Annotated in this window: 16 protein-coding genes; 13 read left to right on the top strand and 3 right to left on the bottom strand. The window is 56.1% G+C overall.

The genetic code is table 11. The annotated features are described in order from the left end of the window. The first annotated feature begins 9 nt into the window (after positions 1-9). The 6 genes from ACMYSL_RS06645 (at position 10) to sitD (ending at position 5,127) form a co-directional block, all read left to right on the top strand. Positions 10-324 (top strand): PTS lactose/cellobiose transporter subunit IIA, encoded by a 315-nt coding sequence (locus tag ACMYSL_RS06645; RefSeq protein WP_434661890.1) that lies wholly within the window; start codon positions 10-12, stop codon positions 322-324. Between the two features lie 235 nt (positions 325-559). Then, positions 560-1,522 carry a LacI family DNA-binding transcriptional regulator gene (locus tag ACMYSL_RS06640; protein ID WP_182234434.1) on the top strand — a complete coding sequence of 321 codons (963 nt, stop codon included), beginning with the start codon at positions 560-562 and terminating at the stop codon, positions 1,520-1,522. Positions 1,523-1,698: 176 nt separating this feature from the next. After that, positions 1,699-2,616, top strand: a complete 918-nt coding sequence (locus ACMYSL_RS06635) for a metal ABC transporter substrate-binding protein (RefSeq protein WP_434661888.1) — start codon at positions 1,699-1,701, stop codon at positions 2,614-2,616. After that, positions 2,613-3,434 (top strand): manganese/iron ABC transporter ATP-binding protein, encoded by an 822-nt coding sequence (locus ACMYSL_RS06630; protein ID WP_304253083.1) that lies wholly within the window; start codon positions 2,613-2,615, stop codon positions 3,432-3,434. Before ACMYSL_RS06635 ends, ACMYSL_RS06630 begins: the two co-directional genes overlap by 4 nt. After that, a complete protein-coding gene (gene sitC, locus ACMYSL_RS06625) occupies positions 3,431-4,279 on the top strand; it encodes an iron/manganese ABC transporter permease subunit SitC (protein ID WP_181485161.1) in 849 nt (282 codons plus the stop codon). Before ACMYSL_RS06630 ends, sitC begins: the two co-directional genes overlap by 4 nt. Next, entirely contained in the window at positions 4,273-5,127 is an 855-nt protein-coding gene (gene sitD / locus ACMYSL_RS06620) for an iron/manganese ABC transporter permease subunit SitD (RefSeq protein ID WP_434661885.1), read from the top strand. Before sitC ends, sitD begins: the two co-directional genes overlap by 7 nt. A gap of 123 nt (positions 5,128-5,250) precedes the next feature. Here the strand turns inward: sitD and ACMYSL_RS06615 are convergent, their stop codons facing one another. Beyond that, positions 5,251-5,595, bottom strand: coding sequence for a nitrous oxide-stimulated promoter family protein (locus ACMYSL_RS06615; protein ID WP_434661883.1), 345 nt, complete (start codon positions 5,593-5,595; stop codon positions 5,251-5,253). A gap of 77 nt (positions 5,596-5,672) precedes the next feature. Further along, complete coding sequence (locus tag ACMYSL_RS06610) at positions 5,673-5,957, bottom strand: SelT/SelW/SelH family protein (RefSeq protein WP_110275799.1); 285 nt, start codon at positions 5,955-5,957, stop codon at positions 5,673-5,675. Positions 5,958-6,173: 216 nt separating this feature from the next. Here ACMYSL_RS06610 and ACMYSL_RS06605 point away from each other — a divergent pair, with 216 nt between their 5' ends. The 5 genes from ACMYSL_RS06605 to ACMYSL_RS06585 all read left to right on the top strand — a co-directional run bounded on the left by ACMYSL_RS06605 (position 6,174) and on the right by ACMYSL_RS06585 (position 12,226). Next, on the top strand, positions 6,174-8,531 hold the full coding sequence (locus ACMYSL_RS06605) for a TonB-dependent receptor domain-containing protein (RefSeq protein ID WP_434661880.1): 2,358 nt from the start codon (positions 6,174-6,176) through the stop codon (positions 8,529-8,531). A gap of 72 nt (positions 8,532-8,603) precedes the next feature. Further along, the gene (locus tag ACMYSL_RS06600) at positions 8,604-9,644 is read left to right on the top strand and encodes a hemin-degrading factor (RefSeq protein ID WP_434661878.1); all 1,041 of its coding nucleotides are present in this window, start codon (positions 8,604-8,606) and stop codon (positions 9,642-9,644) included. Then, entirely contained in the window at positions 9,641-10,459 is an 819-nt protein-coding gene (locus ACMYSL_RS06595; protein ID WP_434661876.1) for a heme/hemin ABC transporter substrate-binding protein, read from the top strand. The genes ACMYSL_RS06600 and ACMYSL_RS06595 overlap by 4 nt, the downstream gene beginning before the upstream one ends. Further along, the gene (locus ACMYSL_RS06590) at positions 10,459-11,454 is read left to right on the top strand and encodes a FecCD family ABC transporter permease (RefSeq protein ID WP_142463398.1); all 996 of its coding nucleotides are present in this window, start codon (positions 10,459-10,461) and stop codon (positions 11,452-11,454) included. Before ACMYSL_RS06595 ends, ACMYSL_RS06590 begins: the two co-directional genes overlap by 1 nt. Beyond that, a complete protein-coding gene (locus ACMYSL_RS06585) occupies positions 11,447-12,226 on the top strand; it encodes a heme ABC transporter ATP-binding protein (protein ID WP_142514924.1) in 780 nt (259 codons plus the stop codon). Before ACMYSL_RS06590 ends, ACMYSL_RS06585 begins: the two co-directional genes overlap by 8 nt. 166 nt (positions 12,227-12,392) lie before the next feature. On the opposite strand, the gene ACMYSL_RS06580 is transcribed toward ACMYSL_RS06585, so the two are convergent. Beyond that, complete coding sequence (locus ACMYSL_RS06580) at positions 12,393-13,646, bottom strand: enolase C-terminal domain-like protein (protein ID WP_015057125.1); 1,254 nt, start codon at positions 13,644-13,646, stop codon at positions 12,393-12,395. 335 nt (positions 13,647-13,981) lie between these two features. Here ACMYSL_RS06580 and ACMYSL_RS06575 point away from each other — a divergent pair, with 335 nt between their 5' ends. Both ACMYSL_RS06575 and ACMYSL_RS06570 read left to right on the top strand, forming a co-directional pair. Further along, complete coding sequence (locus ACMYSL_RS06575) at positions 13,982-14,749, top strand: SDR family oxidoreductase (protein ID WP_434661873.1); 768 nt, start codon at positions 13,982-13,984, stop codon at positions 14,747-14,749. A 55-nt stretch (positions 14,750-14,804) separates the two neighbouring features. After that, positions 14,805-16,091 carry an MFS transporter gene (locus ACMYSL_RS06570; protein WP_181485152.1) on the top strand — a complete coding sequence of 429 codons (1,287 nt, stop codon included), beginning with the start codon at positions 14,805-14,807 and terminating at the stop codon, positions 16,089-16,091. The last annotated feature ends 48 nt before the right edge of the window (positions 16,092-16,139 follow it).

Here is a 16,139-nt window from a genome sequence, read left to right as displayed (position 1 = left end):
AGGTTTGTCATGGAATTAGAAGACCAGGTGATGGGTATCATCATCAACGCCGGGCAGTCACGTAGCCTGTGCTACGAAGCGCTGAGCTGCGCGAAAGAGGGCGATTTCGCCGCCGCCGACGAGAAGATGAAAGAAGCGGCGCATTTTGCCCGCGAGGCGCATCTGGTGCAGACGCAGCTGATTGAAGCCGACGAGGGCGAGGGAAAGACCAAAATGACGCTGGTGATGGTTCACGCCCAGGATCATTTGATGACTTCGATTCTGGCGAAAGAGCTGATCGGCGAGCTGATTGCGATTTACCGCTCGCGACCGCTGCACGTGTAGAGCTGCCCCCTCACCCCGGCCCTCTCCCCAAAAGGGAGAGGGAGAAAAGCAGGCGACCGCTGCACGTGTAGAGCTACCCCCTCACCCCGGCCCTCTCCCCAAAAGGGAGAGGGAGAAAAGCAGGCGGTGGCGCGGGCTGATTGCCAGTTCTGGCAAGCGCTGAAGGCCGCTGGCGATAGACACTTTTTTCAGCAGATATGCTAAGCTAGGCGAAAATATTCAGACAGAAAATGCCATGCCAACCATTGATGATGTTTCAAGATTAGCGAATGTCTCCCGAGCGACGGTATCCCGCGTGCTGACCGGCACACGTGGCGTGCGCGAAGAGAGCCGCGAGGCCGTTTTACGGGCAGTAGAAGAACTCAACTACCGCCCGAGCTTTGCCGCGCAAAACCTCGCCAGTCAGACATCCAATCACGTGGGGCTGGTGATTCCGGCGAACGACGAAAGCAGCGGCGCACGCCTGCTGCCGATGCTGTCATTAGCGCTGAAGGGGCTGAACAAAAACCTGATCGTGCAGTACGTGACGGATGCGGCTGAACAGGCGGCGGTGGTTGATGATTTACAGCGTCAGTGCGTCGCGGTAGTGGTGCTCGGCGCCGTCGCTGCCGATACCCCACGCAACGTTATCTCCTTCGACAGGTTTAGCGTCGCCGGGGTGAATAATCAGGGCTACGACTACGCATTTGCCACCGAGAGCGCCTGCCGCTACGTGATTGGCAAAGGCCACCGCAATATCGCCCTGCTGACCGATAACGACGGCGATGACGCCAGCCGCCAGATGCTCGAAGGCTATCGCAACGTTCTGCAAAACTACTCTATCCCGTTTAACCGACAGCTGATGCTGGCGGCCAACGATAACGTCGAGCAGGCGCTGCTGACGCTGATTAATAGCTTCAGCAAATATTCGGTGATTATCGTTAAACGCGACCGCTACGCTGCGGAAGCGATGCGTCTGCTGCGCGAATTTAACGTCGCCGTGCCGCAGGAGGTCTCGCTGCTAAGCCTTGAGGATTCTCCCCTCGCCTCGCTGCTGAACCCGCCGCTGACGTGCATTTCCTGGCCGCTGGAGCAGTTGATGGAAAACTGCATTCAGCGCATCCGCAGCCTGATCGATGAGCGGCCTACCTTCTCCTTCGAAGGACGCACGCTGACGGGTCGCCTGATCCCACGCCAGTCGGTGGCTGATTTATCTTAATCTTTGCCCCGGTCTCTCTTCTGACCGGGTCTTCCTCCCATATCGCTTTATTCCCATGCTAATCATTTCCCTCACATCTAAATAAGAATTATTTTCATTTATAAATAGCTTGTGCTATATAACATAGCAATGGCTATAAATGATGATTAATTAACCACAACATTATGAGGGACCTTATGCTGCATCTGCCACCTCTGAAGCACCTGATGTTTGCCGCGACTCTGGCTCTGCTTGCCATCGCCCCGGCGCAGGCGAAAGACAAATTCAAAGTCATCACCACCTTCACCGTGATCGCCGATATGGCGCAGAACATCGCGGGTGACGCCGCCGACGTCAGCTCAATTACCAAACCGGGAGCCGAAATTCATGAATATCAGCCTACTCCCGGCGATATTAAACGCGCACAGGGCGCTCAGTTGATCCTCACCAACGGCCTGAACCTTGAGCTGTGGTTTGCCCGTTTTTATCAACACCTGAACGGTGTGCCGGAAGTGGTGGTCAGCAGCGGGATTCAGCCGATGGGCATCAGTGATGGCCCGTATAACGGCAAGCCTAACCCGCACGCCTGGATGTCGGCGGATAACGCGCTGATCTATGTTGATAATATTCGCGACGCGCTGGTGAAATACGATCCTGTCAATGCCGATACCTATCGCCAGAACGCCGAAGCCTACAAACAGAAGATCCGCCAGACCATGGCGCCGCTGAAGGCGGAACTGGCGAAGCTGCCGCAGGATAAGCGCTGGCTGGTGACTAGCGAAGGTGCGTTCTCCTATCTGGCCCGCGATAACGGCCTGCAGGAACTCTATCTGTGGCCGATCAACGCCGACCAGCAGGGCACGCCGCAGCAGGTGCGCAAAACCATCGACACCATGAAGAAAGAGCGTATCCCGACTATCTTTAGCGAAAGCACCATCTCCGATAAACCCGCACGTCAGGTGGCACGGGAAGCGGGTGCCCACTATGGCGGCGTCCTGTACGTCGACTCCCTGAGCGCCGCCGACGGTCCGGTTCCAACCTACCTCGACCTGCTGCGCGTCACCACAGAAACCATCGTCCAGGGTATCAATGACGGACTAAGGAAACAGGCATGAGTCACGAGCTGCCGGGCCTCGCGGTCAATAACGTCAGCGTAACCTATCGCAACGGGCATACCGCCCTGCGCGATGCTTCATTTAGCGTCCCGCGCAGCTCAATTGCCGCGCTGGTCGGGGTGAACGGTTCGGGAAAATCGACGCTGTTTAAAGCGCTGATGGGCTTCGTGCGCGTGGGCCGTGGCGATATCGCCATTCTTGGTCAACCGGTTAACCGCGCCCTGCGCCAGAACCTCGTGGCCTATGTTCCGCAGTCAGAAGAGGTGGACTGGTCCTTCCCGGTGCTGGTGGAAGATGTGGTGATGATGGGCCGCTACGGCCATATGGGCTGGCTGCGGCGGGCCAAACCACGCGACCATGAGATTGTCGATGCCGCGCTGGAGCGGGTCGGCATGAGCGAGTATCGCCATCGGCAGATAGGCGAACTCTCCGGAGGACAGAAAAAGCGCGTGTTTCTCGCCCGCGCTATCGCCCAACAGGGGAAAGTCATTCTGCTGGATGAGCCCTTTACCGGCGTCGATGTACAGACCGAAGCGCGCATTATCACCTTGCTGCGGGAGCTACGCGACGAAGGTTGCACCATGCTGGTTTCAACGCATAACCTCGGTTCGGTAAGCGAGTTCTGCGACTACACGGTGATGGTAAAAGGCACCGTGCTGGCTAGCGGCCCGACGGAAACCACCTTTACCGCCGAAAACCTCGAACTCGCCTTTAGCGGCGTGCTGCGCCACGTGGTGCTGAGCGGGGCGGAAGAGAGGATCATTACCGACGATGAGCGCCCGTTTATCAGCCGCCGGGCGGCGGGAGGCGAAAGATGAGCTGGCTGCTGGAGCCGTTTGGTTATCAATACATGCTCAATGCGATGTGGGTTTCGGCGCTGGTGGGCGGGGTGTGCGCATTTCTCTCCTGCTATCTGATGCTCAAGGGCTGGTCGCTGATTGGCGATGCCCTCTCCCACTCCATCGTACCCGGCGTGGCGGGCGCTTATATGCTCGGCCTGCCCTTCGCGCTGGGGGCGTTTCTTTCCGGCGGGCTGGCGGCAGGCAGCATGCTGTTTCTTAACCAGCGCTCGAAGCTGAAGGAAGACGCGATTATCGGCCTGATCTTCTCTTCATTTTTCGGTATCGGCCTGTTTATGGTGTCGCTTAACCCGACCTCGGTGAATATCCAGACCATTATTCTTGGCAATATTTTGGCCATTGCCCCGGAGGATATTATTCAGCTGGCAGCAATTGGCTTTATTTCGATGGCGATTCTGCTGCTGAAGTGGAAAGACCTGATGGTGACCTTTTTCGATGAGAACCACGCCCGCTCGATTGGCCTGAACACCACCGGGCTGAAGCTGCTGTTTTTCACCCTGCTGGCGGCCTGTACCGTCGCGGCATTGCAAACCGTCGGCGCATTTCTGGTGATTTGCCTGGTCGTCACGCCCGGCGCCACTGCCTGGCTGCTGACCGACCGCTTTCCGCGCCTGCTGGCGATCGCCGTGGCTATCGGCAGCCTGACCAGCTTTTTCGGCGCGTGGCTGAGTTACTATCTGGACGGGGCAACCGGCGGGATTATCGTTGTGGCCCAGACGCTGCTGTTTTTAGTCGCTTTCGTTTTCGCGCCGAAGCACGGCCTGCTCGCCAGCCGTCGCCGCGCCAGGGAGGCCACATGCTGACCGCTCTGCTCGAACCGTTCCAGTTCTCTTTTATGATTAACGCCATGCTGGTGGCGATTATCGTTGCCATTCCCTGCGCGCTGCTGTCGGTATTTTTGGTGTTAAAAGGCTGGGCGCTGATGGGCGACGCCATGAGTCACGCGGTTTTTCCGGGCGTGGTGGTGGCGTATATCATCGGCATCCCGTTCGCTATCGGCGCGTTTATCGCCGGGCTATTCTGCGCCATCGCCACCGGTTATCTCGACGATAACAGCCGCATCAAGCGCGATACGATTATGGGGATTGTGTTTTCCGGGATGTTTGGCGCAGGGCTGGTGCTGTACGTGTCGATTCAGTCGGAGGTGCATCTCGACCATATTCTGTTTGGCGACATGCTGGGTATTTCCGCCAGCGACATTGTGCAAACGTCGCTGATTGCGCTGGCGATCGCGCTGATTATCGGCCTGAAGTGGCGCGATTTTCTGCTGCACGCCTTCGACCCGAACCAGGCGAAAGCCAGCGGTTTGCGCTGCGGGCTGCTGCATTACGGGCTGCTGTGCATGATTGCGCTGACCATTGTGGCGACGCTAAAAGCTGTGGGGATTATTTTGTCGATTTCGCTGCTAATAGCCCCGGGGGCGATCGCGCTGCTGCTGACGCGGCGGTTTGTCAGCGCCCTGCTGCTGGCGGTGGCGATTGCGGTGAGCTGTTCGCTGGGCGGCGTGTGGTTGTCGTTTTATCTCGACAGCGCCCCGGCACCGACCATCGTAGTGTTGTTTACCCTGTTGTTTATTATCGCGTTTGTCTGTACATCGGTTCGCGATAGTCAAACCCAAGCCGATTCCGACGAGGCCCCGGGTCGCGGCTAGCGCCTTACTCGGGCTACCTGGCTGGCATTCTTCCCGGAGGCGGCGCGTTGCGCCTGTCCGGGCTACCTCTACCCCAGGACGTAGCCCGGACAGATGCGCAGCATCGCCTCCGGGGAAAAGTCGCTATTTTTTGGGTCGGTATTTTTCCGGTAACTCCGGCACCGGGCGCCTGTCATCAATCAAATGGCGAATGGTCAAAATCGGGTGCCGCCAGAGCATCCGTGGCCCCGCCCAGCGCATAATCTGCTTCATCTCTTCGCGTTTGGCTGCCTGGTAGCAGTGCACCGGACACTGCTTGCAGGCGGGCTTTTCTTCACCAAATACGCACTTATCCAGGCGCTTATCGGCGTAGGCGTTAAGCGCCTGATAATGTTCCGCATCTTCATGAGCATCCGGGCAGCGGCGCTGGTAGAGCGTAATCATGCTGCTAATGGTCTTTTTTTCCCGCGCAATACGTTTGCCCGCCATCGCCTGTTCCTCATCGATAAAGATGCGTTAATAATACACCTTTAAAGAGTGCGGCGCAGCCGGTTACCTCCTGAGGATTATGCCGGCTTGTCCACGTGCCCCAGAGGTTTCTCCGGGAAGCAAACGTCGCGAACCCGACGCTTCAGCTCCGCCGCATCGGGGAAACCACCATCCTGCTTGCGCTCCCAAATTTGCACATCGTCAACGGTCACCACGAAGATCCCCCCGGTTCCCGGCACCAGGGTCACTGAGCCAATATCGGTGCTGAAACTATGCAGTAGTTCCTGGGCCATCCAGCTGGCGCGCAGCATCCAGTTGCACTGCGAACAGTAGGTAATGGTAATAGCGGCTTTGTGACTCATCGGTTTCTCACTGTCAATAAAAGGATGAATTGTAAACAACTTGCAGATTAATTGAGGAATAAATGATTATTTTGTTGCAAACGATAATACCTATCATTACCATTCGCAATCAATAAGCATGGAGTAAAAAACGTCCAGTAACGGAATAACGGGACACACCTGCACTCTGGAAGTAACGCGTGAGCCGATACTAATAATTATCAAGGCGTGGCTACTATGTATAACTCCACTCAATCAACAGCATGGTTCAAGAAAAGCCTGCTGGTGACTTCTTTGCTTGCAGCAATCTATCAGACCTCCGCCGGGGCGGCTGATACCACCAACAATTCATCATCCGACGATAGTTCAGAACAGATGACCGTGACCGCGCCAGCCCCCGTGCTGAAAGCGGGCAGCGAGCATTCCATCAGCGCTCAGGAACTACAGGATAAAGGGGCCAACGACTTTGGCTCCATCATGCGCTACGAACCGTTGATTGGCGCGACTGGCGCCAGCGGCGGTTCCGGCAACGGCAAAAGCGGCTTCGACCGGGGCGGCTATACCGGCTACAACATTCGCGGCATGGAGAGCAACCGCGTCGGTATCGACGTCGACGGCATCGCTCAGCCGAACGCCACCGGGCGCAGCTACGCCAGCCGCGCGGGACTCAATACTTTCGGTATGGGCCGCGACTATATTGACCCGTACATGTACGGCAGCATCGATATTCAGTCCGGGGCCACCTCGACCGAAACCGCCAACAGCTCCATCGGCGGTAACGTCTCCTTCCGTCCTAAATCCGCAGATGACTATCTGCACCCGGGCAAAACCAGCGCCTTCGGCTACCGCAGCGGCTATGATTCCTCGAACCGCAGCTGGCACAACGGCGTCACCGTCGCCGGCGGCGACGAAACCCTGCGCGGGATCTTCGTCTACAGCCGCCGTGACGGCCAGGAAACGGAAAATAACAGCGGGACCGTCGATTCATACCCGGCCAACTGGCACTCCGACGCCTTTTTGGCCTCCGGGATCTGGCAGCCGAATGACGAACATAAGCTGACCAGCACCTTCGATTATTACCATAAAACTAATCACACCCATTACGACGCCTGGGACACCAGCGGCAACAGCGTTATCGGCACCTCTAACCAGACCAGCCAGACCCGCCGCTGGGGCCTGAGCCTGAAAGATGACTGGACACCGATGAACGACTATATCGACAGCGTGTCGACCAAAGTCTACTACCAGCACACTGAGTCCCATGACTGGACTTATATGCCGGACAGCATCACCCGCGCGATGCAAACGGTAAGCTCCGACTACGATACCGATACCTGGGGTATTCAGAGTACGCTGGCGAAATCCATTGGCCGCCACGACCTGAGCGCCGGCTTTAACGCCAGCACCACCAAAACCCAGCGGCCATTAACCCAGTCGCCAACCCCGAGTGCCTTTAGCGAAATCATGCAGCCGGACGCCGACAGCCGAGGCTATATCGTTGCAGGCTTCATGCAGGACAAGATTAACTTTGACCTCGACAGCCATAACTTCGCGGTGATCCCGGGCATTCGCGTGGTGCATCAGTCGACCAAGCCGGAGAGCGTCTCCGACCTGGCCAACAACAGCAGCGTGCTGACCGGCTCTGCCGTCTCTAATCTGTACGGTAAGAACTCCGATACCCAGGCGCTGCCGTCGCTGGCCTTCCAGTACGACATCACTCCGCGCCTGATGACTTACCTGCAGTACCAGCGCGGGGCGCAGTTCCCGAACGCCAGCCAGCTGTATGGATCCTGGAACCTCGGTTCAAGCTATGCCGGACGCCAACAGTACGCGCTGATCGGCAACACCGATCTGAAAACCGAAACCAGCGATAACTTCGAGTGGGGGATGAAGGGCGAAGTGACGGAAGGCATCACTATGCGCACCGCCCTGTTCTACAACAGCTACAAGAATTTTATCGCCTATACCCGCTACACTCGCGCCAATAATCCGGTTCAGTTCGCTAACGTACCGTCGAACATCTATACCATTTACCAAGCGGAGAACCGCGATAAAGCCTATATCTACGGCGGCGAAATCAGCGCCAAATTCAACTTTGGCACCTGGTTTGAAGAGGTTAACGGCCTGAGTGCCACCCTCGCCTACGGCTATAGCGAAGGGCAATCGAAATCCAGCTACAGCGGCGACAAGTACGTCGACCTCGATAGCGTCGCGCCAATGAAGGCTATCGTCGGCGTGGCATGGGACGATCCGGCCAAAGTGTACGGTACCGCGCTGACCGCCACCTTTGTTAAGGGCAAACGTGCGACCACCACCAACCGCGAAAGCTACACCAACACCGGCTCGGCGATTACCGATTCGACCAGCGAATATATGCGCGTTCCGGGCTACGGCATGCTGGACTGGACCGCTTACTGGCAGGTGGCGAAGAACGTGCGCGTGAACGGCGGCGTGTACAACATCACCGACCGTAAATACTGGGATTATCTGAGCAGCCGTAATATCGAAACGGCAACCAATCAGGATGCCAACGATAAAGCGCTGTCAGTGATGCCTGGGCGTACCTGGCAATTAGGCGTTAACGTCGATTTCTGATAGGCCAAATAATAAGAAACCTGCTCCCCGGCCGCACGCCGGGGATACTCATCGTCGAGAAGGATGTGAATTATGCAAAACACCCAACCGCAACATGCTCCGCTGTGGCAACGCTATCTGACCACAAAAGCGCAATCTTCCGCAAAATACGCCCGCGATATCGCCGCCGAAATGGGGATTAGCGAAGCTGAGCTGACCGAAGCTCGCCTCGGCCACGATGCCGTACGTCTGATTGACGATGCGCGCGCCATTCTGGCGGCGCTGGAAGCCGTGGGCGAAACCAAATGTATCTGCCGCAACGAATACGCGGTGCATGAACAGGTCGGCGAATTTACCCACCAGCATCTGAGCGGCCACGCCGGGCTGGTACTCAACCCGCGCGCCCTCGACCTGCGCCTGTTCCTCAGCCAGTGGGCCAGCGCCTTCCGCCTGACCGATAACGGCCGCCAGAGCATTCAGTTCTTCGACCCGCACGGCGATGCGCTGCTCAAGGTTTACACCACCGGGAACACGGACATGGCAGTCTGGGATACGCTGATCGCCGAACATACGCAAGATTCCCCCGCTCCGCTGACCGTTCGCCCGGCCGATCCGGTGAAATATGCCGATTCTGCCGACGGCGCGACGCTGGAAAACGAATGGCGCGCCATGACCGACGTCCACCAGTTCTTTGGCCTGTTGAGAAAACATAACCTGTCGCGCCAGCAGGCGTTCCGTCTGGTCAGCGACGACCTCGCCTGCCGTATCGAGAAAGAGGCGCTGCCGGGCCTGCTGGATACTATTCATCAGGATGGCAACGAGATCATGATTTTCGTCGGCAACCGCGGCTGCGTGCAGATCTTCACCGGCGCGCTGGAAAAAGTTGCGCCGATGCGCGGCTGGCTGAATATCTTCAACACCGCCTTTACCCTGCATCTGCGCGAGGACAGCGTGGATGAGATTTGGGTCACCCGTAAACCGACCTCAGACGGTCACGTCACCAGCGTCGAGCTGTTTGCCAAAGACGGCACGCAGATTGCCCAGCTGTACGGTCAACGTACCGAAGGCCACCCGGAGCAGGCGCAGTGGCGCGCGCAGGTCGACCGTTTGACCACCGAAGGGCTGATCGCATGAAACGTTGGCTGATGTTACTCATGGCGTTTCCGCTGTTTGCCAGCGCCGCCGCCGAGCGGATTGTCTCTCTCGGCGGCGACGTCACGGAAGTGGTTTATGCGCTTGATGCCCAGCAGCAACTGGTGGCGAAAGACAGCACCAGTACCTGGCCTGCCGCCGCGCAGAACCTGCCGGATGTCGGCTATATCCGCCAGCTAAACGCTGAAGGGATCCTTTCTCTACGCCCGACGCTGGTGCTGGCCAGCGCCCAGGCGCAGCCTTCGCTGGTGCTGAAAAAGGTCGAAGAGAACAAGGTTAAGGTGGTCAACGTACCGGGCGGCTACGACTTTCCGGCAATCGAGAAAAAGATTGGCGTGATTGCCGCTGCCCTCGGTAAACAGAGTGAAGGTGAAGCCCTGCGCCAGAAGGTCCACCAGCAGATCGCGCAAATCCCTTCGCAACCCATTAACAAGCGAGTACTGTTTATCCTCAGCCACGGCGGTATGAACACCATGGTGGCCGGTAAGCAAACGGCGGCGGATGGAGCCATCCGAGCCGCCGGATTGCAGAATGCGATGCAGGACTTCGACCATTATCGCAGCATGTCCCAGGAAGGCGTTATCGCAAGCCGACCGGACCTGGTGGTGATCTCCGCCGATGGCCTGAAAGGTATGGGTGGTGAAGCCGGACTGTGGAAGCTACCGGGACTGGCGCAGACGCCCGCAGGGCGCAATAAGCAGGTGCAGGTTATTGATGATATGGCTCTGCTCGGCTTTGGCCCGCGCACGCCGCAGGCGGTACTCGCGCTACGGCAAAAAGCGGAGTTACTGCCCTGATGCGTTGCCACCTTACTCGTCATCTGTGGTTAATGACGCTGCTGTTGGTCATCCTGACGCTACTTGCTACTACCCTTGGGGCGATGCGCCTGCCGCTGGCCAGCCTGCTGCCTTCCGGCGATGAGATCCTGAGAAACATCTGGCTGACCATTCGCCTGCCGCGGGTGCTGCTGGCGCTGCTGGTCGGCGCTGCTCTGGCGCTCTCCGGCTGCGTGATGCAGGGGCTGTTTCGCAATCCGCTCGCTGACCCAGGGCTTTTAGGTATCAGTAGCGGTGCGGCGCTGGCGGTAGCCTGCTGGCTGGTGCTGCCGCTGTCGGTACCGGTTCTTGTGGCGCTGTACGCCCCGATGCTGGCAGCGTTTATCGGTAGTATGGCGGTGATGGTGGTGATTTTTATCCTCAGCCGGGCGGGAGACGCTTCGCTCTCGCGCCTGCTGCTGGTCGGCATCGCGATTAACGCCCTTTGCAGCGCGCTGGTCGGGGTGCTGGCGTGGATAAGCAACGATGCCCAATTGCGCCAGCTTTCCTTGTGGGGCATGGGCAGCCTCGGCCAGGCGGAGTGGTCCACCCTGCTGGTGGCGGCCACGCTGATAATCCCGGCTTCTATCTTGATATGGGCGATGGCTTCACGCCTTAATCTGCTGCAATTGGGTGATGAAGAGGCGCATTACCTCGGCGTTAACGTTCGTGCGCTGCAGCGGCTATTGCTGCTGTGCAGCGCCCTACTGGTGGCGTCGGCTGTGGCGATCAGCGGCATTATTGGTTTTATTGGCCTGGTGGTACCACATCTGATGCGAATGTGGCTGGGGCCGGACCATCGCGGTCTGATCCCCGGTTCGCTGCTGTGTGGCGCAATTTTGCTGCTGCTGGCCGATACGCTGGCACGCACCGTCGCCGCACCCGCCGAGATGCCGGTTGGTCTGTTGACCAGCGTCCTCGGCGCGCCGTGGTTCCTGTGGCTAATTTTCCGCCGGGAGAGAGAAACGCATGGATAACCGCTATAGCGCGCGTTCGCTTTCGCTGCGCATGGGCAAGCGCCAGATTATTAATGATGTCTCTCTCCAGTTGCGCGGCGGCGAGATGACGGCGCTGATTGGCCCCAACGGCGCGGGTAAATCGACCCTGTTGCGCCTGTTAACCGGTTTTTTAACGCCGGACAGCGGCGAACGGTTGGTGGAAGGCCGTCCGCTGGAAGCCTGGTCAGCAGACGCACTCTCCCGCCGCCGGGCGGTGATGCTGCAACGCACCCAGCTTCATGCCGACTGGCCGATTGAAACGGTGATCGCCATGGGCCGTTCGCCGTGGGGCAGCACGCCGAACGCGGAGATGATCCGTCAGGTCATGGAGGAGACCGGCTGCGATCATCTGGCCGGGAGACGCTACCCTTCCCTCTCCGGCGGCGAACAGCAGCGGGTTCAATTGGCACGCTGTCTGGCGCAGCTGTGGCGCGATGGCGCGCCTGAGGGCTGGCTGTTTCTCGACGAGCCTACGTCGGCGCTGGATTTGTACTACCAGCAGCACCTTCTGCGCCTGCTCAAGCGCCTGACCCGCAGCAGCCAGCTGCACGTCTGCGTGGTGCTGCATGACCTGAACCTCGCAGCGCTGTGGGCCGATCGCATTCTGCTGTTGCATCAGGGAAAGCTGGTGGCGCAGGGCACGCCGCAGGAGGTGGTTCAGCAGCCAATTATTAGCCGCTGGTACGGCGCGGAAGTAAGAATGGGCGAGCACCCGGATACCGCCGCCCCGCAGGTGTATTTGGTGCCATAATTCGTACGGTCTGACGATTTCCCCGGAGGCGATGTTGCGCATCTGTCCGGGCTACTGATTCATCTGCTCAGGTAGCCCGGGTAAGGCGTTAGCCGCGACCCGGGGATTACAAGCGGGCGCTCGTAGTCAGCAAGACGTTTACGCCCTTTTAGTGGGTACTAGCCACTTACGGTCTTGAAGCGGTGCCATCCGGTGTCCGCGCCATTGTCCAGGATGGGATCCCACCTTCGCACGGATACTTCGCCGCTTTGGCTTCATCGATATCAATACCCAACCCTGGCTTATCGTTCAGATACGCATAACCGTGGTCTATTTCCGGGCAACCCGGGAAGACGTCGCGCAGTGCGTCATTCATCGGCGTGTACTCCTGAATACCGAAGTTTGGCGAACTCAGGTCAAGATGCATATTCGCGCAGACGCCGACCGGTGAGATATCGCCAGGCCCGTGCCATGCGGTACGCACGCCGTTCAGCTCGCTGTAAACCGCCAGTTTCTTCGCTGGCGTAATACCGCCGATGGTACTGACGTGGCAGCGAATGTAATCGATAAGCTTGTTGTCGATCAGCGGTTTCCACTCATTTACATTCACAAACAGTTCCCCCATGGAGATCGGCGTGGAGGATTGTTGGCGAAGCATTTTAAGCCAGTCGATATTTTCCGGTGCCACCGGATCTTCAAGATAAAAGAGCTGATATTGCTCAAGCGTTTTGGCCAGGTTAATCGCGGTGACCGGGGTTACGCGTTCATGCACGTCATGAATGAACTCAATGCCAAATCCCAGCTTGTTGCGAAGATGATCAAACAGGCGGGGAACGCTTTTCGCATAGGCGTCGGGGTCAAAATAGATCCCCGGCGTTTTGCTCCGTGGAGAACGTTTGGGCTGGATATTCTTCGCCCGCGCCAGTTGGGTCGCAATCAGTTTGAGATCATCAGTACCTGCACCGCCGTACATCCCCATCTGACAGCGTACGTACTGGTATCCCTCCTCCATTCGGGCGCGGATATTGTCCTCAACTTCCACTTCGTCGCCACCATCGGTATGGCAATACAAAGGAATACCGTCGCGGCATTTACCGCCCAGTAAATCATAAACCGGCATCCCCGCCAGCTTACCTTTGATATCCCACAGCGCCATATCAACGCCCGATAGCGCGTTGTTCATAATCGGCCCATTACGCCAGTAGCCGCTGACCGCGCCAGACTGCCAAATATCTTCAATACGCGTCGGGTCTTTGCCAATGAGAAAAGGTGCCATGTACTCATCAATGGCGCTTTTAACCGCGAAGATACGCTGTGTAAATGTCGCACAGCCCAGACCGTACAGCCCTGGCTCATTGGTTTCGACCTTCACCACGGCCAGATCAATGCCACCCGGTGCCGTCAGAATCGTTTTCACATTAGTGATTTTCAGGTTACTCACTTTAACTCCTCAGTTTTGCGAACTAACTGCCTGCCATGCTGCAAGCGAATGACGATTCATAATTTGTAGGTTGTCCTACAACTTTGCGATGTTATATCACGCTTAATCCGTGAGCGTCTCTGGAATATTACATTCTGTGATCGCGATCAAGCCAGCGAAGCCAAACACAATAAAAACAAATAAATACAATCACATATAAACATAACAATATGATCAACTCCTTGTATTTGTGATCCGTATTGCAAATTTATTTTTAGGATGTTGCTTTTTATCATTCAAAAAATCAACCTTAAATAAGACAGTCGTCATACAAATTAAACCACTGAGGAAATGAAATGAGCGCATTATTCGATTTAACGGGGAAAACGGCACTGGTCACCGGATCGGCACGTGGGTTGGGATTTGCCTATGCCGAAGGGCTCGCCGCTGCGGGTGCCAGGGTCGTTCTGAACGACATTCGCGACACGCTGCTGGCCGAGTCCGTAAATGCGTTGGCAAGTAAAGGGTATCGCGCACACGGCGTGGCATTTGACGTGACAAACGAGGAGGCGATTGAAAAAGCCTTTGCAGAGCTTGATGCACAGGGTATCTACGTCGACATTTTGATAAACAACGCCGGTATTCAGTACCGTAAGCCGATGGTGGATCTGGAGCTGGAAAAGTGGCAAAAGGTGATTGATACCAACCTCACCAGCGCTTTCCTCGTTTCTCGTGCCGCCGCAAAACGGATGATTGCACGCAACTCCGGGGGCAAAATTATCAATATCGGTTCGCTGACCAGTCAGGCAGCCCGACCAACCGTGGCCCCCTACACGGCGGCAAAAGGCGGGATCAAAATGCTCACCTGCTCCATGGCAGCCGAATGGGCGCAATTTAATATCCAGAGCAACGCCATTGGGCCTGGCTACATTCTGACCGATATGAATACTGCGCTGATTGAAGATAAGCAGTTCGACAACTGGGTAAAAAGCAGCAATCCATCACAGCGCTGGGGCCGTCCGGATGAATTAATTGGCACCGCGGTCTTTCTGTCATCAAAAGCCTCTGACTATATCAACGGACAGATTATTTACGTCGATGGTGGTTGGCTGGCAGTGCTGTGATTCAATTCAATAACCGTCAGAAGATGCATAAAAAACCTACTCTGGAATAGAGATTATGATTGATAAAATACAAAGAAAACTGGCCCCTTTACGCTGGAAAAAACTTATTCCCCTGGCATTTATCACTTACAGCTTGGCCTATCTGGATCGTGCTAACTATGGATTTGGTGCCGCATCGGGTTTGGCAGAAGACCTCAATATTACCCCAGGAATATCATCGTTACTTGGCGCTTTATTCTTCCTGGGTTACTTTTTCTTTCAAGTTCCAGGAGGTATTTACGCTGAAAAACGTAGTGCGAAGAAATTGATATTCTGGAGTCTTATCCTGTGGGGTATTTTAGCAACAGCGACTGGCATGGTACATGATGTAAAAACGCTGGCGGTGATACGTTTTCTTCTTGGTGTCGCCGAAAGTGTCGTTATGCCCGCAATGCTTGTCTTCCTAAGTCACTGGTTTACTAAGAAAGAACGTTCAAAAGCCAATACATTTCTGTTCCTTGGTAACCCTATTACCGTATTGTGGATGTCCGTTCTGTCAGGTTATCTTGTTGATGCGTTCGGCTGGCGTGGAATGTTCATCATTGAAGGCGTACCCGCAATTATTTGGGCGGCAATATGGTGGTTTGTTTTTGTTGATCGCCCTGCTGATGCAAAATGGTTAACGCCACAAGAAAAAATCGATATTGAAGCTGCACTTGCCGCTGAGCAAACTAATATAAAAGAAATTAAAAACTACAGTGAGGCTTTTCGTTCAGGTAAAGTACTTTCCCTTTCCTTTATCCATTTTTTCTGGAATATCGGAATGTATGGTTTCATTATGTGGCTTCCGTCTATTTTAAAATCAGCATCAGGGCTAAGTATTGTCGCAACAGGTTGGTTATCCGCAGCACCTTATCTGCTCGCCGTTCCACTAATGTTGGGTGCTTCCTGGTATTCAGATAAATTTCTGAATCGTAAAATCATTGTTCTTCTCTTCTTAGGGCTTGGCGCGATCTGCTTTATCGGTTCCTTTACCATCGGTACCTCCAACTTCTGGTTATCCTATGTGCTACTGATGATTGCGGGTGGGGCGATGTATACGCCATACGGTCCATTTTTTGCAGCAATACCTGACATGATCCCAAGGAATGTGATGGCTGGAGCGATGGCGTTTATCGTCAGTTTCGGTGCGCTTGGCTCGTTCGTTGGTTCATGGATTGTCGGCTACCTCAATGGTTTGACCGGTGGTCCAGGCGCCTCTTACATTTTTATGGGCAGCTCGCTTGTCCTGGCAGTTTTACTGACATCAGTCACGGCTTTCACCAGTAAAGAGTCCAGCAGCACAAAAGTTCAGACCTGTTAATATTAGGCGCCCGAACGGGCGCTTTGTTTTTAAAAATGGTATATTGGC

Origin of the sequence: Klebsiella sp. MISC125 (assembly GCF_051131775.1) — a bacterium.
Classification (GTDB): Bacteria; Pseudomonadota; Gammaproteobacteria; order Enterobacterales; family Enterobacteriaceae; genus Klebsiella.
This window is presented reverse-complemented; position numbering and strand designations above follow the sequence as displayed.